Source organism: Rhizobium sp. P2_G2, from assembly GCF_056403555.1.
Genome location: NZ_JBFUFF010000053.1, coordinates 21,746 through 46,491, shown reverse-complemented (window position 1 = coordinate 46,491; position 24,746 = coordinate 21,746). Strand labels below are relative to the sequence as shown.

Here is a 24,746-nt window from a genome sequence, read left to right as displayed (position 1 = left end):
GCCACACTCATCGCTCGGATATCTGACCCCGGCGGATTACGCCGGGACCCTCGCCGCAACCGGCTCCAACGCTGCGCAAGATGAAAGCTTCGCGTTTCCGCCGGTTGCTACCACCGCGCCAAGTGGCGTATCCAGAACCGCCGAGGCTCTAATCGCCACTGGATGAAAGTTCAGTGGCAGGTCAGGTAGTGCCCAGGTACGAACTGGCCGGGGGGCGATGGGTAAGCGTGTCGCGGATGTCGGAGCTTACCAGGCAAGCTTCTAATCACCCAACAGACGGCGGCGAGCGTTTTCCATCTTCTCAATATCCGRCTCGACCCACGTTAAGCTGCCGTTTCCGTCAGGCCGAATGTCGCTGACCTGGCGAGCATACAGCCAAGGGTTATCCCCACAAGTGATACAGCCAAAGACATCTGCTTTGGACGGATAGGGGTTGGACTTGGCGCTCTTGGCATACCGCAGYTTGTCCTCATCGGTATGAGGCGCCAGGATCATACAAAGTTGTTCAATCTGGTCCCGGATGGTGCTGCTGCGATAGCGGTAATTGAAAACCGCCACGACTTTTTTCGGGTCGACGCCCCCGCCAATGCCCACCCACGTGACAACCCATCCATTCATCGCAACGCTCTACCTTCGGCTGATGAGGGACTTTATCCAACTCATGCTCGTCTCAATGATCCAATCCGTCTGACTCGGCGTGAAGGTCGGCATGGGCGCCGCTCCGGGGCCGTGCCCTAGAGGATTTCGCACTTTGCTGAACAAAGCTTTCAACGCGTCGCCCTCCCAGGTTTCGAGGAAGGCATTCGCTTTCTTTCCCAGGTTGTCGATGTAGTTGGCGGCACCTCTTTCGTTCCCGGTGGTCCACTTCTTGGTATCCGAGATGATTTTGATGGTGCTTTCCAAGGCCCGCACCGCGTAGAAGGCCGGGTCGCGGCCCTGGGTGTCACGGCGGTCAACGGCTTCCTTCATATCGGTATCCACGTTGGACCAAACCGGATCACCGACCAAAGCCCAAAACGGTTTTTCAACCTGTTGCGCCACCAAGGCATCTTCCGAAAACTGGAGAAAGCCGTTGTGGTAGTTCATGCCAAATTTGGCCTGCTGCAGGCGGGCGCTCAGCTCGTCCATGTCTCGGTTGAAGGCCTGGTTGAGCTGCCAATTCCGTGCTTTCACAGCATCGCTGGCCTTGCCCGGCAAACGGATTCCGCTGCTGTAAGGGCGAGGCTTGTCAGCTTCCACCATCCGGGCGTCGAGAGTCTGGTTATCCCGCTCGACTTGATAGCCCTTGGTGCGGAACGCGAGTTCGACGAGGCTCAACCGACGTTTCATGAACACGTCAGCGTCAAGATTTTCGTTGTAGTCGTAGGTAAGGAAATTCTTGATAATCCGATCCATTTTCCACGTGTAGGTGGTCGGTATCTGCGCGCCGTTCACGGTGCGGTTATAAACCGCTGACCTGGGGCTGAGCGCATCAAGACCCAACTCCATGGCAACCCTATCATGCACGGCCGTTAGAGAGGCCTTGGCATCGGAGTTTTCGTTGCCACCAACCCAATAGGGAAAGAGTTGCTCGGTAATGAGTTTCGCCATCTGAACGTTAAACCGCCGTTCCTTCTCGGAAAAGCCTGTCCAGATAACCCGTTCTTCATAGCGAGTGGCAAAAATGTCTGTAAGCATGGTGGCACTTTATATCAAAATTCGCTCCACCTCATCGCTGCGGCGGTCGTAGAGCTGGGTTGTGGTCATTAACCCAATCAGCCGCCCGGCCACGTTTCCCGGCCAAGTGTCGGCCGGAATGCTGCCGAACAACTGGAGTGCCTCCTGCGGGGTCAACACAGGCGTTTTCCCCTTTTTGGTGGAGTAGGATGGCCCGCGCACCGAATGGGCCGGGTTGGTGGGTATGACATGGTCCGTCACCATCCAATCAAACAGGTGCCGGATGGCCGCCAGGCGTAGCTTGACGATAGGCACCGCATGTGGCGGCCCAGCTCCTCAATCCGGGCCGCCACATGCATAGGCTGGATGGCGGGGAGGGCAGTGACGCCCCGGCCGGCGCACCAGGTCAGAAAATCCCCGGCCGCGCGGGCATAGACTTTGCGGGTGTTCGGATTTCGGATTTGCGCCGTGAAGAATTCCAGAAAGCGGACGCGCCCGGCATCCGGTAAGGCGACGACGGCCTCCGGTAGCTCCGTTTCGTCGAGGCGGATAATCTGGTTCATTGTCGCGCTTGCTCCTTCTGAACCACATCCCACTCCTCAGGCCGATTCTCTGGATCCCAAGGAACACGATGAAGCCCGAGCAAATCGCGTGTCCGATCTAGCAAGCCCCAAAGCTCAATGCCCGATTTGGAACTGAAACGCACTGCACCAGCCCTCACAAGAATTTTTCTAAGTTCGTCATCGGAGAACCCGCCGAGATGGACCTTAATAAGGTCAAATGATCGAAGTCTCCATCTTGTGCGTAAAAGATTGTTCGCCGCCTTCTCAGCCGCAAAATCCAATCTGAAATCGCGCCTAAGCTTACGTTCGGCCACGGAAACCGTAACGATAACAGTCAACACTGCTGTGACCGCCGCCACCGTACCTCCAACAAGAGCAGCCACGGCTTGCGGCGATGAAAAATCCAACATACAGCGCTCCCTCCTATATATGATAAAGGACACTACACTACGTTGTAGCTTCCTTCAAAGAGGTCGCCTAAAGCGCGCTCATGCGGAAAGTCGACCGGCGCCGGGGCAGATGCCCGGAGCTCCAAGATAGCGACATACGACAACGCATGACAAGCACGCGCTCGAAAAGGCCGCTCAGGGCCTCATGGCATGTCGCTTATGCCGGTGTTTGACGTCCGCAATCTCATCGGCCATCTTCTCGAAAGCCTCGATGGCGGTGCGCTCTGTCTCGGAAAGTTTTTCGCGATCGGGAAGGTGCTTCAGGAGCACAATCAGGACATCCCCGATTTGTCCCAGCTGCTTTCCGTAGGTGCCGACGCGGTCGAGGATTTCAGCTTCAACCTCAGGGGCGCTGGAATCACCCATATAGACGTTGACCTGGTTACCACTCATGAACCAGGTCATCGGGTTGATCCACTGAGTCACATTCCCTGAAAGAGGCAGTTTGAACAGCGCCATCGTCGATCCTTTCCCTGAATGAGAAGAGCCTACCCGATATGGTAGTGACATTCAAACAGATCGCCAAAGCTGCTGGTCATGAGGAAATGCCGCCCGCTGCGTCGAAAGTGTTCGGCGCGATCGTAGATGATAGGCGACGTTCGCAGAACGCCTTGGCGTACGTTGGCCGTGGAAAGCGCCAGCTTCTTCAAAGGGATGGTCTGAATGGTGGTCATTTTAGTCTCTCCTTGTTGATTTCGCGAAGCAGGCCCGCAGTGCTGCTTCGCGAGTTCGTGCGGAACAGCGGAGAGGGAGGGGGCAAGCAAAAATCGATGCGGGTGGTGCGGGCGCTCAAGCGCACAGCGGAGCCTCGGCCGTGTCGATTTTGCTTGTCGGGGAGGGAGATGCATATTGACCACTTGGCTGCTGAAAACTGCTGTTATATCACCTTGCTGGACAAGGTCCGAGAGGATCTGGCGTAAAGCCGCCTCGCTTTCGCCAATTGAAACGAGAGTCGATGCGGTCGAGCCGTTAAAAGCATCTCGGTCGGCGCTCGCGATGAAGGCCTTGGTGATCGTGTCGGGGAGCATGGCTTTCATGGCTTTTACCTGTCGCACCACAGTCTGTTGGTCAGAACTTCCAGTCGCCCACAATCGGTTGGACCGCACAGAAACGCTCGATGAAGAACGCGGCAAAGAATTGTAAGGGTTGCCCGGCGAGAATTTCGAATACTAGCTTAGACTGTGCTTGAACTGTGAGATAAGAAGGTCAGCACTTCCAGTGCAAAGAATGCGATTTGACTTCGGCCGCCTTTGCGCTCAAAGATTGCAGGTATTGTAGTGAAGAGGCAGAGGCGGCTCAGCAGAATCCCTGTCAAACTTAGCCACCGGCTTGCAACGAAGATTATTCGAAATAACCTTTGGGATACTATTTTGGCGTCGCCTGATTGGATCGGAAATTCACAACGCGCTTGTCTACAAGCAATCCACCAGTCGAAGGGGTGCGACAGATTGGCGATGTTGCGCACACTCGTGCGCCTTAACGGCGGCCGCATGGACCTTCGCTCAACTGAAATCCACGAGTTTGACTTCGAGGAGCGGGAGGCATTTCGCTTCGGCCTGGATATTACCGGCTCCGTCGTTCGTCTGACCGACGAGTCCTGGTCAGAAAGCGCTGGCCCGTTTAGGGCACTTAATGATCTTGATTCCCAGCCGCGGGCAATCGATGAGAGATTGGCCGCTGACGCAATCTTGCTTCGACACACGAATTACGTCGGCTATCGATCAATCACGCAAAAGTCCGCCGTCCGACACCTTCTAACGATGCCAGATGCCGCGGGGCTTATGGTTTGCATGCCTACCGGGGCGGGTAAAAGTCTTATTTTTCAACTCGAAGCATTGGAGCAGCGTCGCCGCCACCCAGGTTCATGCGTTCTTGTTATTACTCCAACTGTATCGTTGGCGCTTGACCATCAGCGGACTCTCACCGGTATGCCCGGTTTGGAAAATACACGCGCTCTCGTTGGCGCCACTACCTCCGACGAGAAAAATAACCGACAAGATACTTTGAACGCGTTTCGTCGGGGAGAAGTGCCTGTTCTCTTGATGTCGCCGGAACTGGCGCTCGGTGTTGCCCAGCACGATTTGCTTGATGCGGCATCGTCGCTGGACGACAAACTGGCTCCGCTTGACGGTCGGCTAACGACCATTGTTATCGACGAAGCTCATATCATTGAGAGTTGGGGGCGCACTTTCAGGCCCGACTTCCAGCGGCTTCCTTCACTTGTCGCCGATCTTAAGAAGCGACAGCCTCGACTAAAGACACTAATCCTCTCAGCAACGCTTCCCCCAGCAGCGCGCCATGTCTTGCGGTCCGCTTACGGGACGACGGGGGAATGGTCGGAGATCGACGCCCGCAAGCCACGCCGAGAGTTCGACATTGCAATCAAGTCTTTCCCGACTGCTCAGGGCCGGGAGATCGAACTCGATTACCTGATCGATCGGGCGCCGAGGCCCCTCATTGTCTATGCGACTGTCGCGGCTGAACGCGACGAAGCTGATCGCTTCACCGAAAATCTGACATCGGCAGAGGCAATCTTCGAACGTCAGAGACGGCGGGGCTATCGCCGCATTGCCCTGTTCACCGGAGAGACCGCCGGCGAGGAGAGGGAAGCGATTGTCCAAGACTGGGCAAAGGCTGACATCGATTTTGTTGTCGCCACCTCTGCATTCGGTATGGGCGTCGACAAGTCGAACGTACGAACCGTCATTCATGCCTGTCTCCCGGACAGCCCGTCCCGATACTACCAGGAGATCGGTCGCGCGGCGCGAGACGGCCATCAAGGCTTGGCAATTGCGCTATTCACGGATACCGACGGCCAAGCTCTGGACGACGTCAGATCAGCGTTTTCGCAAGCTTCAGGTTCCTGGCTTACCCGCAAGAAGGCAGAACCGAGATGGGCGAGCCTTTACCGCAGCCGGACAGATGTTGCATGGAATGCGGAGAAGTTGGGCTTTTCAGTCGACCTCAACGCTCTACCGGAGAACAGCCGCAGCACCCGCAGTTCAGACTATAACCGCATTTGGAATATGAGCTTGCTGAACCTTCTTCAAAGGGCCGGGGCGATCCAGATCGTCGCTTGCGAACCGGGCACCTCGAAGGAACGTTGGCAAATCGAGTTGGCAGATCTTCGTCTTTTGGAAGAAGGTGCTTCGGCCGCGTGGGATGAGGTTTTCGAGGTCCGTGCTCGAGAACAGGATGAAGCGACCCGGAGCGTTCGCGAATTCAGTGCTATCATGCGCCGTCCTGAGAAAACCTGCGTCCTCCAAGGTGTTTTCTCGCTCTTGCAGGAGTCTGACGTCGATCTGATCGAAGAGTGCGGTCGATGCCCGCATTGCAGAGCCCAGCGAATCTCAGCGCCAGAGAAACCCCACGATCACTCCGTCGAGGGCGTCTGGACTACGGCATTGGCCCCGGCACTAGGCATCCCACGCGGCATTACCATTGTTGCGCCGGATGATCCGCAAATTAATGGTAGCGCGTACGATATCGCTATCAAACTGGCGGGCGTCGGCGTCGAGCAATTCATCATTGCCTCCGATTTTGCCCCTTCCATTGCGGTGGCCATCAAGGACACGGCCGTCGAGTACGGATTTGTTTTGGAGCATCAGAGCATTATCGGCCGTCATGCCGTTTCTCCCGCCCGCGTGGCAACCGCGCTCATCGTCCGTCGCCATGACGACAATTCAGAACTGCTTTTCAGGCAGGCGAAAAAGTGGGTTGATGATAATCTGCTCACGCAACTGATTCTTGTTGCTGATCCGAGCATGGAGGTCCAGGGGAGGCGACTTGATCAGGTTATGTCCAAGCGCGCACCATACGACCAATCTCATCTCGATCGCTTGCCAGGTCTATTCTCATGAGCATCTTGTCCAGCACGCAAGGCACACCGGAGCGGGTCTGGTCGCTAGTCAGCCTCGTGGCCGCTAGCGACGGACGCATCGATCGTTCCGAAGCCGCTAGCTGGCTCAATCCCTCGTTCACCGAAAACAATCAACTGGTCGACGATAAGGAATCGTTTGCGCAAGTTCAGGGCGCGGCGACAGCTCTAGGCGCGCTCACTCTTGTGAACAAAGGGCTTGAACTCAATCCCGAATGCGACACCAGTAATTATTTCTCATTCTCCGACTGGTCCCACAGGCGCTTGCGTTCGCTCGACAGCGATCAGAAAGACGCAGTCATCTTGGAAGCCTATGCCTGGGTGCTCGCGCGTTGCCAGCAGGAAGGCGACGCCAATTGGTTCAGGGTGATGTCCGCCTCCGAAACGGCCGACGCGATCAACGAGGCACTTCCAGACGGAAGTGATGACGATGGCGATCGGCGGATGAACACGTCAAAGCTTGCGAGTTGGCGTCGCTGGCTCGTATTCTTGGGGCTAATGGAGGAGTTGCCGTTATCCGGTTCGTCACGGTTTCACGTGTCGGCAACCAAAAGGATTGCTCGCGAGATCGCTAATGGCGACCTGCCGCGCGACGTGGAAATGACCGCCGAAGACTTCCTGTCTCGCATTCGGAATTCGGGCCCCTATCTCGATGGCGGCAAGATGTTTCATGAGAGTGCGAGAAACAACCGCATCACCCCGGAGGATAGACGTCTGTCGCCGGTTTTCAGTTCCGCGCTTCGGGATCTTCATGACGCTGGCGTAATCGAACTGAAAATCCTTGGCGACCGCCAAAGCTATTACAGCTTGACCGGCGATATCGCGCACCGAGTCGGAGCTTTTCACGCCGTTACCGTGCGAGGAAGCGCTAAGTGATGAACATACCCATGAAGGCATGCTGGCGGGCAGAGGAAGTCGCGAGCATCGTCGCGAACGAAGCTCTGGAACACCATGAGGCGATCTTTCTCGCTACACACAGTGCGATCAAGGGCTTTGACGTTCGTGGGAGTCATCAGGGCGAAATTCGGTCGGCCGACGAAGCTGCCGTCCTAGACACGCTGTCTGCTCCGTCACGCAAGCACGCTTTCTGTGTCGTTCAAGGTGAACCGGGATCCGGAAAATCACATCTTATCCGCTGGCTGGCTCTGAAGTGGCCTGAGGGTCGAGACGTCACTTTGCTGATCCAGCGGGCCGACGGAAGTCTTGAAGGCGCGCTCGATCAGCTGAAAAGCCGCCTACCGGCGGAGTTCAAATCGCTTTTTGATCGCCTTGGAAGGCGCCAAAGAGCAACCGTCGAGGGACGGGCTAAAAACTTCCTAAGCAACCTCGCAAATGCGCTTGACCCAAAATACTACGATCCGCCTCTCGAGGATGTCGATTGGTGTGCTGCAAACCTGCCTGGTCAGTTGATCGACAACCTCACGGTCAAGAACGAGTGGACTGGTCCTGGACGCATCCTTAGGCTCCTCGATGGTAAGGGAGAAACCGAAGATTCCGAGCGCAACTCTCAATCCGCTGTCTTCAACCTCTTCGACATATGCACATTGGCGGACGCGGCCCGCAGTGTGCGTGGTTCCGGTGTCGGAGCAGGTGCGGAGCGACTGGCTGGAAAAATCCGAGACGAAGTTCATACGATTGAAGCCTATCGCCAAGAAGATTGGGACGATCCTGAGGAACTGCTAAGGGAGATCGGACACCAAGTTCCATACAGCGCAAAGCTCCTGGAGGCATTGAATAGGCGGCGAAACGATGCCGTCCAGCATCTGCTGGGGGTTTCCGCCGAGGGCTTGAAGGACCTATTCCGCGAGGTCCGGACCGTTCTCGCCCAGCGTGGCCAGCGTCTCGTGCTGCTTCTGGAAGACATTACGAGTTGGGAAGGCATCGATAATAGTCTGATCGATGTCCTGGTCACCAATGCCGACACGCGTGCGGTCGACGGAGAGTCCGATCTTTGTCCCCTAATCTCCGTTGTTGGCATTACCCCAGCTTACTACGCTGACCTACCAGCCAACTATCGTGGCCGCATCACGCACGAACTTAATCTGGGTCTCTCCAAGCGGGAAGGGGAGTTGCAGGACGTCGCGGCCCTCCGAGAGGAGGAGGCGCGGCTGGAATTCACAGCCCGTTATTTGTCGGCGACCCGGGCGGGCTCTGGCGCGTTAGCGCAGTGGCGAGATTTGACGAAGGAGCAATCCTCACCAAACGCGCCGAATCCCTGTTTGAACTGTCCATTGAAGGTAGGCTGTCACTCGACCTTCGGCGCCGTCGACGATGTTGGCCTCTACCCATTCACGCGGAAGGCGCTCGGAAATCTCTTCGATGCGCTTAATGAGCGCGACAATGGCCTAACTTGGAAAACCCCGCGCGGGATGTTGCAGGCAATCATAAGCCCAGTCTTGGAGCAGGCCGACGCAATCGAGGCCGGGGAGTTTCCGACGCGACGATTGGAAAGTAGGGCCCTCCTTCCGGACAGCCGCAATCTCTCGGGGATTCTCGAGCAGATGATTGAGGCACGCCTGCCATCAGACAGCGATCGCGGGCAGGTTACACGGCTAATCTCCTATTGGGGTGACCGTAACCGATCGTCGACGCTTAAACTGGAAGATGGATCGGTAGCGTTCGCGGGAATCGTAAAGCCAATTTACGTGGCGTTTGGCGTGCCTTGGATCGGGGATCCGCCGACAGAGGCGAAGCCGGCTCCCGTAGAGACGCCCGTTCTCGAGAATGGACCGTTGCTGCCCAAACCTCCCGTCGTCTCGGATAACGACGCTGAGCGGCGAAGCACTGCTCTGAACCAAAGTTCAGTTTCAATTTCCAGGCCTGCGTCTCCACCCTCCAAACGGCCAACCTTCAACAAGTCGGAGCTTCAAAAGGCTCGTGATCAATTGCGTCACTGGAAAGAAACAGGCGAACTCTTAAGCCCGCTGGAGTGGAACAAGCTCGTGCACGGGCTAGTCCAGTCGGTCGATCCGAGAAGCGTTTCGCTAGATAGAGATACTTTCAAAAGGCTGTTCACCGAGACCCAAGTGAAGTTGGAAGGGACGGCGCCGGCGCAGCGGAGTTACTTCTGGATAAGTAAGGATGAATGGGTTTTCCAGGGTCTGGAAGCTCTCCAGGCCCTAACACTCGACAAGGGCTTGAGTAGCGGCGAGGCTGAAACGCACAGGCGCGCTCTGGCCGCTCTGCTCCGGCGATTGGAGCCTGAGATTGACCGATATGCGACCCAACGGCTCGGTCTCGTCGATGGCAATCGTTGGGAACCGGCAGTCACCTATGCGCAAATTCTATTGGCACGAGCTTGGCTCAGAGGCGCTGCGACACCCGACATGCTGCTGAGTGACCAACTGAAGGTTATTCTTTCCGATGAGGACGATGCAGAGAGCGACCCTGCTACACGGTCATTGCAATGGCGCGAATACCTCAGCAAAACGAACCAGCAGCATAGGCAGTTGCGTGCATCTCTTCGAGATATAATCTCGATCCCGCAAGGGGAGGCGAAGTCATTCGGCCTGGCGGATGTCTCAAGGATTGCGGGCCCCTTGGAATTGTTTCGCGTCACCCTGCGCTTTGCGCCGCTTCCGGTGAGTGATTCAAGCGTTGCTCTTCTTGAAACCGCAAAAGATATCGTCACCAGCGTCAAAGGTTCGCTTCAAAATATTCTCCGATATGAACGGGAACGCCTGACCAGCCAGGTCGAGGGACTGGCGGAAATGCGGCGAGGTTCTGCCCTGCGCGACCATATTGAACGCGTTGATAGGGCGATCGACACAGTTTCGGTATCTGTGCCAGGGGCAAGCCCCGACCAGGTTCGGCAATGGAAGGCGATGTTTAACCGCACTAAATCTGTGATCGAATCCGACGCGGTCTATACCGTGCAGAGGTTCATAGCAGAGGTCAGTGATCTAAAGGAAGCCGGCAAGGTGATTTCGCTCAAAGGTGCGGCTGAGGCGCCGTCACGCGATCTGGCACAATTCAAGGACCTGGCGTCCCTCGGTGAAACCGTCATCGGTGAACTGCTGGAGCACGTCCGCGATAAGTTGAATGCCAAGGCGGGGGCAGCCTCACTTACCGATATTCGCGCGATGGGCGGTGCCCTGGTTGATCTCAGCAACGATCAAAAGGCAGAACCCCTATGAGCGACGCGCTTGAGGAGTTGGAACAATTGCTGCCATCGATACCGGCGGCGGTGGAGCGACAGAGGATCGGTGCGCAACTCGATCGAGTAAACGCCAAGCTCAGCGATTTCTCGAACGTTACGGCTAGATTCACTGTCGTTGGTAAAGTTGCTGCGCTCATCGACTTCTACGACGAGAACTTTTCAGAGATGAAAGAGGCAGCGCTTGATGCCGGACGACAGCTGTGTGGGGCTGCCGACGAAACTACGCTCGACCTTGCGGGACGCAGCTATGACGACTTTAAAACTGCGATTTCTGCTGCCGAGAGATCGATCCGCTATCAATGGCGTACAGTAGTCACCAACGATTACAAACCAATTGCCATTGTCGGCACCTTGTTGCAGAGATTTGGAGATACGCTCGAGATCGGCAGGGAGATGGTGGCGCTTGCGGGACGCGCCGATCGCTCAACAGCGCTATCCATGGCCGACCTGCCGGCCGAGATCGCGTCTCTTTCCAACGATCGTTCCAACCTCGAGGCTGAAAAGGCAAGTATGACGAAGAACGGTGAGGTTGACGATTTTCTGACCAAGCTTGCTGCAGGCAAAGCAACCCTGAGTTCCGTAACCCCGTCAGTCTATTCCTGGCTTCGCGAGCACGACGCGCTCGAGCAAATGGCGGTTTTCGCACGATAGCCGCGGGTTTGGCGCAGCATCATTCCTCCAAACAGACAAAACGGCTGAGTAATGAGCGGCTCGTCAAAGACTGAACCAGGGAATCACCCATTAGGTCGCTGGACTGATGAACGCATGCCCTGCATCCATCGACGCACATTTTCATTCCCAGTCTCAATACCTGGTCGGCCAGCCGACTGGTAGGGCTTAGACTGCCCTCCATCGTGGCATCTTCGACTTGCTCGTAAGCGCTTAACAGACGGCCGGTAACGCTGGAGCGGTCTCCAACCGCCGCTTGGACGACGTAACTGGCCAATTCCCACATGGACGGGAAGCGTCCAAATGTCTGCCGCAGCGCCATCTCTTGAGCTCGAACTGCCATCGCGACGTCATAGATTGCGAAAACCTCCGAGCCGATGATCTCCTGGTCGAACAGCATGCGTTGAACAGTCGGCGGCATCGGGCCGTCATGCACCCCGATGGCTGCTGCAATGGCCGAAAGCACTTGTTTGTCAGCCCGATCGGCATCGCGCCATTCTAAATGGTTTACTTGGCGCTCAAAGAACTGGTCGACGATCGAATCTGCATCTGCGTTAGGGCACTCATGGATGAGACCCGTCCGCCAGAGTTCTTCGAAGTCTCCGCTGTTTTCGACGAACGAACGGGTCGTTCCGTCCCCGTGGGACGCAAGCTCGCAGACGGTGATCTCTGCTTTCTCGGCTGCGATAAACTGGACCGGCAACCGCGTGTGAAACATCAACTGATCAGGGTCACCGCCACTCGCTCTGGCAAAAGCCTCTTTCAACCGGATCGCCATACTGTGAACTACGCAACTCTTGAGGTATCGTCTCAGCAAGGCCTGGTCGCTCACCGCACTGATCGATTGTGCAAGGAGCGGCTGGAACCTCTTGTCACCCATGGCCGCGGCGACTTCCGCCACTCGATCCGCCGTCAGCAGCGGATGCTCGCTCAAAATCTCTGCACGGATGTTCTCGAAAACGACCGAAAGATCTCTCGGTGACCAGAATTTCAGGAGTGCGGACAATTCCTTGCGAAGCTTGTCAGATGCAACGGCACTGAAAATCAATTCGGCGGCACGATTGGCCTGGTAAGCATTGACACCAAACGACAGCGCCCGGCTTTCGATCATGTAGCGGGCCATCTGAGATCCGTGCCAGCGGAGCAATGCTGTATCGGTATTAAATTCACTCAGAGTTTGATCGATCGTCTTCTCGAGAGTGTCGTTGTTAAGCCTGAAAGTTACTCCCTCCGGATGAATATGGAAGCCATGTAAGACAGGCTCCGTTTTCCCCGGCACTGTAAAAAACTGAGTAATCGACAAGGGCGTTGTCTTCGGATCGGCCACGCGTACCTCGGCGTCGGCGCCCCAGAAGACTTTCGCAACCGCGATGCCGGTTGCGGCCTTACTCGTGCTGCTGCCAAGGTGGGCGTCCATCTGCTCGATCCATGGCGAGAGAACTTTTCCTCCGAACGTCGATCTTTTGGTCGGGTCGGTCTTGAGGATTGGAAATCCGCGAAGAGATCCGCGCGCGCCATGTTCCACACGCGTAGCAATCGGCGCGCCATCCGAGGCAGTTGCCACCGCACCTCCCTGCATAATCCACTCGGAGCGCCATGAGGCCCCTCGCATTTTTCCGAGGCGACGCAAAGTGATCTGCCTTGGACGCATGTATAATGGCTGTAAGCCGGGCAGCGTCGAAGATACGTCGTCTGGCAGATAATGAGCAGCGTCGGGTAGAGAGGTTAGCGTATCCGGATGATAATCCGCGGCGTCGAACCACGGTTCTGTACCTTCAACGGGAGGTCGCCAGAATACATCCATCCCATCGTATCTGCGGGTCCCATTTCCAGGCGCAAGCGACTGCATGGCGAGGGAGATATCATGGCGCTCGCCCACGGGTTTTCCGTCGGTGAAGAGCCTCAACTGCGGCCCGTCACCGGTCTCAAAAAGGACGCTTGGAATCCAGTCGCACTGCTCGCGAAACTCTTTCGCGAACCGTATGCGTCCGACCTCATGCATGTTTCCGATCACCTTGTCCCAGAAATGACGAGCACTGTTCGCTTCGAACTGCAGCCATGGTTCTGGTCCGAATGCAGCTTCGACGAGCGTTTCTGCTTGTCGGATGGCGTCATTCGCAGGTCGAAGATAGGAAATAGAACCGCCGCTGGCCCGTTCGTAGATAGCAAAGGCGTCCAGCATCGTTGCAACGATCTGCCCTCTGCGCACGAAATAGTTCAAGGGGTTGAGCGGTGTGTGAAGTGCTCTGGGCTCCAGCATCGTCCTTGGCTGGCGAAACCACCAGGAGTCCCGGCTAGAATAGATCGACAGGGTTACCCCAGTGACGGGGCGGTCGTCCGAACCGCGTCCGCCGCGACCCTTGCGTTGGATGAAACTAGCAAGACTGGATGGCGCATAGTGCTGGTAGACCATCGTGATATCGGGGTCATCGTAGCCAACCTCAAGCGACGAGGTGGCAAAAAGGATATCGGCGGTCTTGATTGTCTCCTCGACAGCCCCCTTCGCCCCTGCGTGGATCGGTTGGCGAGCAACCGCAAGCGGGCCATCCAAGCGCCGAGGTCCTCTCGCGGTCCATTGCGCCTGATCCGTCGCCGCGAAATGCCAGCACTCGCCATTGCGGAACGCGTCGCATCCATATGGTTCGCGACAGCAAGCTGCCCGCTCTGCACCCGAGACCGGCTCGTTGTCGTAGCGAGAAGTCCGCAACGATGGCAGACTGTTATCTTCCGCATCCATGAAGGCGCTGTGCAGGCGGCGTAGCTTATCGATCGAGTCAAGAAAGACAAGGCTTCGAAATCCACCATGCTTTCCCGTCCGTCTACGCATGCCGTGTGATAGGCACATGATCGTCTGGATCGATGTCGATGCGCCGGCTACGTCGTGTCCGCGGGATTCGACCTCAGGCTGGACGAAGTAGAAGTATTCGCGACCGCGTGGATTGACCTCCTTTTCCTCATCAGAAGGGGCAATCAGTTCTGCCGTCTCTCTCCCAATTAGATCGCCCCAGACCTTCGCAGGATCGCCCAAAGTCGCACTCATCCCAATCATCAGCATTGGTGACGATTTCGGCCGCTGAACCCGCGCGGCCAGCCTGCGAAAGGTATAACCGACCTGGGCGCCATGAATATGCGAATACAAATGGATTTCGTCGGCCACCAGAGCCCTGGGCGGCGCAAAATGCGTGTCGTCGCCGAAGATCCGTCCTGCTCTTGGATCCTGCATCCACTGGTGCAACGAGTCCGTGGTCGGTAGAAAAAAGGCCGGTGGATTTGTCCGCAATTGCACTTTCGAGCCTACCCAGCCGTTATATTCGAATTCACATTCGACGCAGACGAGACGATCAAGTCCTTGATGGCCGCGCCCGGCATGCAGATGAAGGTTCTTTCCACACTCTGGGCACTTGAAGAACGGAAATAGGAAATGACCGGCACCAAGTTCTTTCCAGCCAGCGTCCAGATCCCATTCCTTAAGCTGCGAAAAATCCTCCGGCACCCCACCCAACTGCAAGCCGGCGCTCAAAACCGGCATGCCGTCTTGCGCAGAGTAAAGTGCCAGATAGCGCACCAATCGCTGCGCTTGGTTGGTGGCCAGTCTAATTCGGGGATAGGCTAGAATTGCCCGCGTTCCACGGATGCCACTCAAGGCGTCGGCGCCAGCAGCCGAGATCAACGGGAGGATCGCTGCTTCCGTCTTGCCTGAGCCGGTATCGGCGGCGATTACGCACGTCTCGAAGTCAGATCGCCCCTGCCAAGCGCTCGTGATCGTCTCAAGGCTGCGACGCTGAAATCCGGCAAGCTTTGCCCTGCATCCCCATAGGCCCGCAAGCGCTTGTTCGAGCGCTTGGAGAGAGGCTGCATATTGCGGCGACGCCGTTGACGTAAGTGGCGGGAAGACGTCGGCAATCGCTTCCGTCTGCCGCGGCTTGTTTCGATCGCGCAATTCGACTTTCAAACTGCGAACCAGATAGGGACGCCTCGTCGCATCGCCTTTGGCAAAACGCTGTTTGACGTAACGGATTTCCCGCGCGAGTTCTGCCATCCGACTGCGAATACGCCCATCGGCGGCAACCATAAGCCATCCGTTTGCCAATAGACGTGACACAGCTTCTGCGACCTGCGACCGAGGCTTGCCCATTTGCTCGGCCAGCATAGCCGTCGACGACCACCCTTCGACAACGCCAAAATTGATGCGGCCCGCCTCCAACGTTTCTAGCGTATTCAACGCCTCGAAGTCGGCGTCCGAGAGATCAGGCGGATCATCGAGAGGCTCATCGACGGCCTGATCGTCGGTTTGTGGCCATTCGACCGTCAGACCATGGCTGACCGTGCCATAAACCACGTGTCCCTCGTCTGCGAGCCGATCGATCGTTGGCTTTAATCGATCACGCCCGGTATCATCGATCCATGCGAAACTTTGGCGAACAATCTCATATAGCGGCGCCAACGCACCTTTTCGGCATTCGCGGATGACGTTCGGCAGTGCCTTCACAACCGCAGCATAGTCGACGGAGAGCTTCGGTTGGCGAGGATCGATCGGTCGCGCTGTCCAAAACGGGGTCCGCGGTCCGCGTTGCTGGCGGAGTTCAGCAAACCCTAAGGTATGGAGTTGGGAGAGGCCGGGCATTAGGCTCTCGCGCGTTGCAAGCGCCGCCTTCAACTCTGTCTCRGTAGCGGAGGAATATTTTGAGCGCAGCGAAACCCGGGTTATCGCTTCCAGCAAGCGTGAAAGTTCTACTGAAAGGACAGGCTCCTCACCAACGTTGGCTTGAACATCGTCGAGGGCAGCGAGTGGGCTTTCCGGCATGAAGCCACGGCGTCGAACCTCGACAATCGCTGCTGAACCTCCATCTTCTCCGAAGCGCAACCGCGCGACCGGTGTCGTATCGAAAACGAACTCGCGCAGAATTTCCGCCTTGTCTACTTGCTCTTGGTCATGCGGTACGGCCTGTAGAAGACTTTTGCTAATGAGGACGACCAGCTTCGTCTTCGCCCGGGTAATTCCGACATTCAGACGCTCCGATGAGAAGATGAAGTCGGCCTCCGCCGTAGCGAACTCGCTATCAGCAACGCAATATGAAAACAGGACGACATCCCGTTCCTTGCCTTGGATCCGATCAACGGTTTCTACGAACGCGTTAGAGCGCAAGTCGGCTCTCAGTAGATTGCGGATTGTCGAATTCTGGGCGCGATGGGGGCTGCAGATCGCGAGGTTTGATGACCAAAAGGCGCTCGAAACGCCCTTGTCATCCTTGGCTCCATCTATCCGATCTGCGAGTTTTGCTGCCAAGCCGGCAACAATTCGTGCCTCAAATGGATTGGATGTTGCCGCTGTTGGTCCCTCGTATAGGAGGACAGTAACTGGGTAGTCCGGATCGAGAACGGCTTCTTCCCAAGACTCCAGGCTATCCCTCCAGTTCGAAACCAGCGCCAACCGACTGTCCGGATTCGATGAACGGTAGACTCCAGGATAGAATTTCTTCTCGGGGAATGACGCCAGCGGCTGATTGAGCCGGAACGTCTCGTCTAGCGCATATTCAGGAAGGCCAGCCGATTTAAGGAGGGCGTAGAGGGAGCCGCCCAATTGACGTTCTCCCATTGAGATTTCTCTGCCGGCCCGGATCGGCGGCAGTTGTCGATCGTCTCCGGCGATGATAAGGCGACCGCCTTCGCGAAGACCCCCCATTGCCATCAGGCCATGAGAGACAACCATCTGCGACGCTTCATCGACGCAGACAAGATCAAACAGATCCGAGGTGAAGCCGTCGCCCGCGCCACTTTCTCCAAGAAGTCGGTAAAGCGACCAGACCGACCCGCCCGCCACCACTGCCTCCTGGTCCAGGTCAGCGAGCGCGGCTTCTGCACCTTTTCTACCCGGGATCGCCCTATGTTGAATGAGAGGGTCAAGGCCGTTCGACGGCGCGGTTCCAAGAAAATGCGTCTGGAAGAGTCCCGCGCAGTGGCGCGCACTTCCTCGAGCCACGCTGTCGATGACATTGCCGATCGCATTGCGCGTGAAGGCGGTAACGAAGACACGAGCGCGCATTTCTCGGCGCCTTCGTGCCTGAATGTAGCCGAGGATCAGCCAGGCCAGAAGATGCGTCTTGCCCGTCCCCGGCGGCCCCAAGATCAGGCCAGCGCGTTGCTTCGCCAAACCGAGCCAAGCGGAAATCTGCGCCGATGTCAGCGGATGGTCGTGATGACGGGCCAGACCAGGGACTGCAAAGTCGTTTAAGGCCTCGCGCCAGACATCAGGATCGTCAGACAAATCGCCAAAAGCCGAAGGGTCCCGTAGGAATTCGAGAATCTGGTTGCGGATGGTCATGCCGAGAGTTCCCGTCCGAGATAGCTGATGAAGGATGCGGCACGCTGGCTGTTCACGTCGAAAAACGCCCTATCGATAAACCAGCCATCGTCTGCGGTGCGATCTAGGAGCGCCTGAAAGGTAAGGCTGTCGAGAACTTGCTTCCGGACCTCAACGCAGATTTGATTCGAGGGAAGAGGTGGATCGAGATCAACGATCCGGCAGGCAATGTCCTGCCACAGCGACGGATTAAGGCGAAGGTCTGGGGTATCATCATGCAGTATGAGATCCATATCGCCCGAGGACAGTTCCGCCTCGCGACTTTCGCTGGGTACTTTGAAAATGAACCGGCGGCTCCCCCATTGGCTGCCCTTGAAGTCCCTGTCCCGGCTGATCTTCGCCAAACTGCGACCGGCGTCGCGCCGACGTTGAAATGGTTTTGCTAGGTTGACGAGGGATTCTAGAAGACCGGCGCGGTTTTCAAGGAGTTCGCATGCCAGCAAAATGTCCAAGTCGATCGCATTTAGAGGGTCGAAACTCGCCTGAAAGCGAAAGGGGCGCTTCGCTAAGCGGAGCAATGGAATTCCTTTCTCAGTAGCACTGTGGTTCTCTTCGACAAGCCAAGAGATTAATCCCTGCATCGCTATCAATCGCGCATCGACGTCCTTTGCAATGCTCTCACGAGACTGCGCTTTGGCGGCGTTTTCCCGCAATCCGCGGATGACCTCGATAGACAAAAGGGAGGAAAACGGTCGTTCGAACTCGGCACTAGGTCTATATGCATTCGCGCCGGGTCCCAGAACGGCTTGGCTAACTTGGCGAAGGTCGTAGGCGACCGCGACGGGAAGTGCAAACAGCTGCTCAATGACACTTCGCAGAGCGGTTGCCGGAAGATGATGCATGCCCCGAAACTCGGGTTCTGGGACAACGTCTTCGGGGGGGAACAGACGCACCAAGTGCAGAAGGCCATTTCTGATCGCATCGCTGTCGAGGTGGCGGCCAATTGCCGCCTGTAGATTGATCGCTTCGGATGGTTCGTAGAGGAAAATGTGTGCGAAAAGAGGTTCGGCCTGGCTGCGGCCTTCGTCGATCGCCAAGTTGTGATCGTCGATCTGGCCCAGATCCATTATGAGTTCGCTGAGCACGACGATAAGGGCGTCGCGTTCGTCGTCCAAAATACCTGTTTTTGGCACGACGATGGAAGGTGGCCGGACAGGCTTACCGTTCTCGATCCGGGCGTAGCCCAAGGCAGCAATGCGGTCATCGACGGGATCGTGATCGACGCTGATGAGAAGCGCACAATCAATCTTTGYCGGCATCAAGTAGGTATGTTCGTCCTCGGTTCGCAGAATCGCCTCGGCAGCCAGTGATTTTGCTCTGGTCACCAGCAGTGGTGCACGCTTGCTGAGCGACCAGCTCAGACCTGGCATCCTTCCGAGCCCTTCCGCCGATGCTAATTGTCCTACATTGAAGACGCCGCGTTTGTTGAGTGTGCGCTTGGCTTCATGCGTCAGGCCGGCGACAGCCGACACGTCACGGGAGGACCGGACCCGCTCGGGTCCGATAGACCGCCGACAGTGCTCTAGAAAACTGCACTGTTCGCATTTGAAATAAATGTGGAAAAACGTCTCATCGATGCCATCCCCCAGCTTCTTTCTCGCGATGTCGGGGAGGACATTGGCGCAAAAGTCATCAACAAGCCGAAGATAGGGTGTAAGCGCAAAACGATCGACGTCATATTCCGTCGATTCTGCCGTCGCGTGATCTGCAATGCGCCATATCTCGCCTTGATCGCTTACCATGAGGTTTGGATGGTTCATTTCGCGAATGACTTCTTCCAGCACCCGAACGTAAAATGCGACCTGAGCTTTGTGAAAAGGCGTGGCGCGACGTGTGGCTTTGATGTCGATGATCGTCAGTTCGCTTGACCCCGGCCGCGACGCCGATGGATTTATGCGAAGCAGGTCAGCGATATTGCGATTGAGGAAAAGACCGCTGTCTTGAAGGAACGGAGGGGTGTTCCGCGGAAATAGGTTCACCTGCGCCGCATACCGCTCTGGTCGTTGTCCCTTCAAAAATGCCGCGGTGAGGCTCTCTGACAGGGCTCTTTCATCCCGTCTAGGCTTCAGGACCAAAGCACCCAGGGCATCGACAATACCATCTTCAAATTTTTTGCCGAGGATCGCCCACGACTGCTCCCTTACGTCTTTGACAACTGGGATGCTGGCGAGTTCCTCGTCGCTCGACAATTCATATCGGACCTTCCGCTCGCATCGGTACTGGAACCAAGATTTGACAGTTGTTGCGCTGAAACCCTTTGCCATTCTCAACCCGTGCTTGCGATTCGAAGTTCGAGTCAGACGATGACGGTGAGAACGGTGGAGCGCAAGCGTTTGATTTTGTTGCCGGTTGAACGTCTAGCAAGATGGGAAAACAACTGTCAGTGGTATATCGTAAAATGCAAGAAGTATCCCTGCGTCAGCGATTAGTTTATTGTTATAGGGACTACGCACGAATATACCGGTCGACCACACAAGTGATCCGGTTCGATTCTTGGATGAACCGGTGTTCGACGGAAAGAATGCCGGTTATAAATATAAGAGGGCCGGTCGCCCAAAATGCGTAGCGATAGTTGGAGTGATCGGACAACGAGAGAGGCCCAGCACCAGGGCCCCTGTACTCGGTCCGCAAAATGTGAGTCAGTGAAGGAACCCCGATATCATGGCGATTCAGATTCCCGTCGTTAAGGGAAAGACGCTCTCGACCGAATACTGGTTGGGAAGCTTGTCGTTTTCGGCGATTTCAAAATATGTGAAACTTCCGGAAAATACCGACTGGGATCACGTGTTTGGCGGAAAGGGCGGACAGGAGGCGCAGCGAAAACTCGCCAAGACGCGCGTGACCAATGAAATTGTCCCCTATCTTCTCAATAGCGATGACGCCTTCTTTTCATCCCTGGCACTGATCCTTGTTCCTTCAACCGGAAAGCCTCTTAGGGAAGGCTCGGACTACAAGTTTATTCCGACCGCCGCAGATGGCAAAATCGGCATGCTCGAAATTGACGAAAGTGTCGATATGTTCCCAGCAGACGGACAACACCGTGCGGCGGCAATCATCAACGCGGTCAAACAAGACCGCGGTAGGATGACATCTCAAGAAGTTCCTGTCGTCCTCTTGCCCTACGTTAACAAGGAGAAGTTGCGACAGCATTTCAGCGACCTCAATCTTAACGCGAAGCCGGTTTCTCAATCAATGGGCTATGCTTTCGAAAGCCGCGATCCGGTCGTTGTCCTCACCAAGCGGATCATGAGGGATGTGCCGCTATTCGAAAAGCGTGTGAACGAACTTTCGAATTCCCTAGCTAAAAAGTCTCCTGATGTCATTACGATGGGGACTTTGGTGCAGGCTCACCATATTCTTTTGGAGGCGCTTTACGGGTCGAAATATAAGGAGAAAAGCGACATTACCGATCTTCGGCAAGTCGATCCGGCTGATGAACGCGTTGGTATTGTAGCGAAGAAGCTCCGCGACGTCTGGGAGGTCGTCATCGACAATATCCCAGAGTGGGACCTGCTGATGAAAGGCAAGGTCTCGGCTCGCCAACTGCGAGAAGGGGACCCAGCCAACGGCACGGCAGGATATGTCTTCGCTTTCGGCCTAGGCTGGCAGGCGATCGCGACAGTTGCCGCCGCTCTTATTAAGGACGAACGCGACGATTGGTCGGAGGGCTTGGCACATTGCCTGCGAGCTGTTGACTGGAACAAGGGAGGGCATTGGCACGGTGTTGCGATGATCGGTGACCGCGTAAATAACACCGGCCCCGGTATCAAAGCTACTGCTGGTTATATCCTGAGTATGGGCGGTCTTGCCGCTGGAGACGGCGGTATCGTCAGCGCTGCACTTCAGGATCCGAATTAAGTCCGTTGAACGATCAACAACTGAGGGGGCCGCCACGGCCGTCCCATTTCCGTGGTCGGAGCAGATGTCATAGCGCACGTTACGACAACAAGCATCATCCTGAGGAGGCCGCAATAGATCGCATAAAACTGCTTCTCGTTGCGCTAGATGATCCGGCTTCCTGACGACGTTCACAGGCGATCGTGGCTGCTGTCCTGCGGGGTGTCATTCTCCCGACTGACGAGAAAGGCGGTAGCGGCATCGAAAGACTGTGCGCGGAAGGTTGGCTGAACTTTGGCTTCAATTTCCCACTTTGGCTGAAATTTGCCGGGAACAAAGATGCTCTGGATACCAGCCTTATTTGCAGGGTCAATGTCGCGAGTGAGTTGATCGCCAATGACATAGATGGACTGTTTTGGCTTGGTCAAAGTCTTAACACGAGCGAACATTCTTTCCGTCTTTGGGGCCTCAAAAACGCGATCAATATAAGCATTGAGTTGGTGATATTCCACGCTACGCAAAATTCTGCGCCGGCTCCCTTCGGTGAAAACGACCATAGTTGCGCCAATCGAGGCGAGCTCGCGCAAACCAGTCATGACGCCCTTGAGCAGTTTGGGTTGTTTTGAAATATCTTCTAGGAAATCGTGTTCAATTTCTGAGACAATCTGACGCTCTATTCCAGAGTATGCAGCATCGTTCCAAGCCCGGCGGACGGCTTCCCTCAGAGGTACGCCCCGCAATCCATAAGCCAAGGCATCGATCAGCAAACGAGGCGGATATCGGAGCCCGAGGTGGTGTTGTTCAGCAATATCTTGATCGAAGCCCCGAACGAAGGCGAGACGATCATCGGTCGAAGCGGTTAGCTTCACCTCTTTTTCGACCGCGTCCAGTATCCGCAACTGAGCCTCGGCAAACACGCCGTCCGTATCCCAGAGTGTATTGTCTGCGTCGATCAGCACCAAAGGCCCGGAGCCACGTGGGCTAGCGAGTTTTATTGCACCGTTTTCCAGACGCCTCTGCGAAACCATCTGTGCCACCAATGATACATGTGCTTGACGTCGGAGTGACGATCGCGCGAATCATGGGATTAGACTCCTTTTTTACCGCCGGTACAAAGGCAAATGCACCGGCAATGAGCACAAGCCACAGTAGCAACGCCTTGATCGCCCAGGATTGCAGGCGCTGGGCAGGCTCTAAAAATCGCATTTTGTCTGCAACTTTCGCCGCGACAAGATAGGACTCGATTATATAGTTCCGCAAATAATCGACTTTGAGGTCGCCTTTGAGCTTTGATGAATCTAAAGGATCTAAGAAAGCCTTCCCCCATCGGTCCGGCTGAGTCCGAGAGATCGACATGTAGAATAGTAGTGATTTCGGGCGTAAGTCCTCAGCCGCCTCTTTAGGATAGCGAAACCTTGCGCGAATGGCGTGGAAGGTCACCAGCGCGCCCGAGACCGCCAAAAGGGTGAATATGGCGAATACGACATAGCAGATGATGACAAACAGGCTGACTGTGGTGCTTGAAGCGTCCGTCCAGGAGAGGTGCGCAATAGGATAGCCGTCAGCTAGGCGATTGAAGAGTAGACCGGAAAAGGCTGACATAAATGTCAGTATGGTAAGAAGCCTTGTCGCTTTCCCATCCTGATACTCGGTTTGCGACGTCACCTCGTCGAGCGACTGGCGAGCCAGTTTCATCGCATCGTCGAGATCGTCTTTCTTCAGGGTCGGAGATAGGAGTTTTATCTCGTTGGCCATCCTTGTGATGGCGAGTTGAGCATCGAGCGCAATGAGCTCGCCTTTGTCGTTTTCTACCCGAGGGAAGAACGAAATTTCGACATCTGTAAGGGACTGCCAGATAGCCCGAAAGATGCCAAGTTCCTCTACCTTCGTTGTCATGCCGCAATCAATCCCAGTCGTTGGTCACGGTTACGAATCCAAAACAGCACCGGGAGCGCCGCTATCGCCATGATGGCCTTCCCAACAACTTGCCCGGCGAGGAAGTCCAGCGAACCGAATGCCAACCACAAGAACATCACGCTGTCGACGATGAGACCGGCGATGCTGCTAACGAACGCTGCTTTGACCAAGCCTTTCTTCTGCAGTGGTGTGAATACGAACAGATCGACAATTTCCGAGGCTAAGAAAGCGCTGGCAGAGGCCAAGGCCAAGGTCGGTGCAGTGAAGGTCGTCGACAGGAACGCGCCGACGATAATCGCGCCGATCGCCCACAAGAGCCCAAGGCGGCGTTGAACCAGATCGCGTAAAACAAGCGCAAGCCCGACCAGCAGGACCCCGCTCGGTGCCGTCAAGCCGAAGCCGACAGGGATGAGGCAGGGTCCCTCTGGCACACAAACCGTGCCGACATGATCGATCATATAATTGGCGAGTGGGATGCAGGCGGCAAAGCCAGCCAGAAAGATCCCGCCCTCAATCCACTGCCTGTTGCGCGTCGTCATCCCGCCTCTCCTTGTCACACTTCTTCGGCGACGAATTTTTCGTAGCCTTTTGCCCGCAGCTCACAGGCCGGGCATGTGCCACAGCCATAACCCCAATCATGAAACTCGCCCCGCACGCCGAGATAGCACGTGTGGCTATCTTTCACGATGATATCCACCAGCGGCGGGCCGCCTAAATCCTTGGCCAGTTGCCAGGTTTGCGCTTTGTCGATCCACATCAACGGCGTGTCGAGGACGAACCGTTTTTCCATTCCGATGTTGAGGGCGACTTGGAGGGCCTTGATCGTATCGTCACGGCAGTCGGGATAGCCGGAATAATCCGTCTCGCACATTCCCCCGACGATATGCTTTACGCCGCGCCGATAGGCCAAGGCCGCCGCAAACGTCAGAAATATCAAGTTGCGGCCCGGCACGAACGTGTTTGGAAGGCCGGATTTGGACATCTCGATCTGCATGCCGCTGGTCAGCGCCGTATCCGAAATCTCACCGAGCGCGGCGAGCGATATCGTGTGATCATCTCCAAGACGATCTGCCCATACAGGATCGAGCGCGGTCATTCTCGCGCGCAACGTGTCTCGGCATTCGAGTTCGATCCGATGGCGTTGACCATAATCGAAACCAACGGTCTCCACGCGTTCGAAGCGGTTGAGCGCCCAGGCCAAGCAGGTCGTTGAATCTTGGCCGCCCGAAAATAGTACCAGCGCAGTCGTCGACATTGC

17 protein-coding genes and 1 pseudogene are annotated in these 24,746 nt (G+C 56.1%); 6 read left to right on the top strand and 12 right to left on the bottom strand.

Annotation, left to right across the window (positions count from 1 at the left end):
• Positions 1–166, top strand: a pseudogene (locus AC1D06_RS27475) (IS3 family transposase); the annotation flags it as partial.
• A 95-nt stretch (positions 167–261) separates the two neighbouring features.
• On the opposite strand, the gene AC1D06_RS27470 reads toward AC1D06_RS27475, so the two are convergent.
• From AC1D06_RS27470 to AC1D06_RS27445, 6 genes are all read right to left on the bottom strand, one after another.
• A complete protein-coding gene (locus AC1D06_RS27470; protein ID WP_477988978.1) occupies positions 262–618 on the bottom strand; it encodes a hypothetical protein in 357 nt (118 codons plus the stop codon).
• A 9-nt stretch (positions 619–627) separates the two neighbouring features.
• Positions 628–1,677: an AbiJ-NTD4 domain-containing protein gene (locus tag AC1D06_RS27465; RefSeq protein ID WP_477988976.1), complete on the bottom strand. Its 1,050-nt coding sequence runs from the start codon at positions 1,675–1,677 to the stop codon at positions 628–630.
• A 236-nt stretch (positions 1,678–1,913) separates the two neighbouring features.
• Positions 1,914–2,219, bottom strand: a complete 306-nt coding sequence (locus AC1D06_RS27460) for a hypothetical protein (RefSeq protein WP_477988975.1) — start codon at positions 2,217–2,219, stop codon at positions 1,914–1,916.
• Complete coding sequence (locus tag AC1D06_RS27455) at positions 2,216–2,629, bottom strand: hypothetical protein (RefSeq protein WP_477988974.1); 414 nt, start codon at positions 2,627–2,629, stop codon at positions 2,216–2,218. The genes AC1D06_RS27460 and AC1D06_RS27455 overlap by 4 nt, the downstream gene beginning before the upstream one ends.
• A gap of 174 nt (positions 2,630–2,803) precedes the next feature.
• Positions 2,804–3,127: a hypothetical protein gene (locus tag AC1D06_RS27450; RefSeq protein WP_477988973.1), complete on the bottom strand. Its 324-nt coding sequence runs from the start codon at positions 3,125–3,127 to the stop codon at positions 2,804–2,806.
• 29 nt (positions 3,128–3,156) lie between these two features.
• Complete coding sequence (locus AC1D06_RS27445; protein WP_477988972.1) at positions 3,157–3,705, bottom strand: hypothetical protein; 549 nt, start codon at positions 3,703–3,705, stop codon at positions 3,157–3,159.
• A 453-nt stretch (positions 3,706–4,158) separates the two neighbouring features.
• Between AC1D06_RS27445 and AC1D06_RS27440 the strand changes: the two genes are divergently transcribed.
• From AC1D06_RS27440 to AC1D06_RS27425, 4 genes are read left to right on the top strand one after another with little or no spacing between them, the layout of a single operon-like run.
• The gene (locus AC1D06_RS27440; protein ID WP_477988970.1) at positions 4,159–6,528 is read left to right on the top strand and encodes a DEAD/DEAH box helicase; all 2,370 of its coding nucleotides are present in this window, start codon (positions 4,159–4,161) and stop codon (positions 6,526–6,528) included.
• Positions 6,525–7,421 (top strand): hypothetical protein, encoded by an 897-nt coding sequence (locus AC1D06_RS27435; protein ID WP_477988968.1) that lies wholly within the window; start codon positions 6,525–6,527, stop codon positions 7,419–7,421. The genes AC1D06_RS27440 and AC1D06_RS27435 overlap by 4 nt, the downstream gene beginning before the upstream one ends.
• A complete protein-coding gene (locus AC1D06_RS27430; RefSeq protein WP_477988967.1) occupies positions 7,421–10,681 on the top strand; it encodes a hypothetical protein in 3,261 nt (1,086 codons plus the stop codon). The genes AC1D06_RS27435 and AC1D06_RS27430 overlap by 1 nt, the downstream gene beginning before the upstream one ends.
• On the top strand, positions 10,678–11,355 hold the full coding sequence (locus tag AC1D06_RS27425; protein WP_477988966.1) for a hypothetical protein: 678 nt from the start codon (positions 10,678–10,680) through the stop codon (positions 11,353–11,355). The genes AC1D06_RS27430 and AC1D06_RS27425 overlap by 4 nt, the downstream gene beginning before the upstream one ends.
• A 19-nt stretch (positions 11,356–11,374) precedes the next feature.
• Here the strand turns inward: AC1D06_RS27425 and AC1D06_RS27420 are convergent, their stop codons facing one another.
• Together AC1D06_RS27420 and AC1D06_RS27415 are read right to left on the bottom strand one after the other, a co-directional pair.
• Entirely contained in the window at positions 11,375–17,695 is a 6,321-nt protein-coding gene (locus AC1D06_RS27420; RefSeq protein ID WP_477988964.1) for an AAA domain-containing protein, read from the bottom strand.
• Positions 17,692–19,998 (bottom strand): hypothetical protein, encoded by a 2,307-nt coding sequence (locus tag AC1D06_RS27415; RefSeq protein ID WP_477988962.1) that lies wholly within the window; start codon positions 19,996–19,998, stop codon positions 17,692–17,694. Before AC1D06_RS27415 ends, AC1D06_RS27420 begins: the two co-directional genes overlap by 4 nt.
• 397 nt (positions 19,999–20,395) lie before the next feature.
• Here AC1D06_RS27415 and AC1D06_RS27410 point away from each other — a divergent pair, with 397 nt between their 5' ends.
• A complete protein-coding gene (locus AC1D06_RS27410) occupies positions 20,396–21,592 on the top strand; it encodes a DNA sulfur modification protein DndB (protein WP_477988960.1) in 1,197 nt (398 codons plus the stop codon).
• Positions 21,593–21,762: 170 nt separating this feature from the next.
• On the opposite strand, the gene AC1D06_RS27405 is transcribed toward AC1D06_RS27410, so the two are convergent.
• Genes AC1D06_RS27405 through queC form a run of 4 tightly spaced genes read right to left on the bottom strand, consistent with a single transcriptional unit; the run spans position 21,763 to position 24,743 of the window.
• Positions 21,763–22,530 (bottom strand): HAD family hydrolase, encoded by a 768-nt coding sequence (locus AC1D06_RS27405; RefSeq protein ID WP_477988979.1) that lies wholly within the window; start codon positions 22,528–22,530, stop codon positions 21,763–21,765.
• 22 nt (positions 22,531–22,552) lie between these two features.
• The gene (locus tag AC1D06_RS27400) at positions 22,553–23,467 is read right to left on the bottom strand and encodes a hypothetical protein (RefSeq protein ID WP_477988958.1); all 915 of its coding nucleotides are present in this window, start codon (positions 23,465–23,467) and stop codon (positions 22,553–22,555) included.
• Positions 23,464–24,027, bottom strand: coding sequence for a VUT family protein (locus AC1D06_RS27395; RefSeq protein ID WP_477988956.1), 564 nt, complete (start codon positions 24,025–24,027; stop codon positions 23,464–23,466). Before AC1D06_RS27395 ends, AC1D06_RS27400 begins: the two co-directional genes overlap by 4 nt.
• A 14-nt stretch (positions 24,028–24,041) precedes the next feature.
• Positions 24,042–24,743, bottom strand: a complete 702-nt coding sequence (queC, locus tag AC1D06_RS27390; RefSeq protein WP_477988955.1) for a 7-cyano-7-deazaguanine synthase QueC — start codon at positions 24,741–24,743, stop codon at positions 24,042–24,044.
• Positions 24,744–24,746 lie beyond the last annotated feature (3 nt).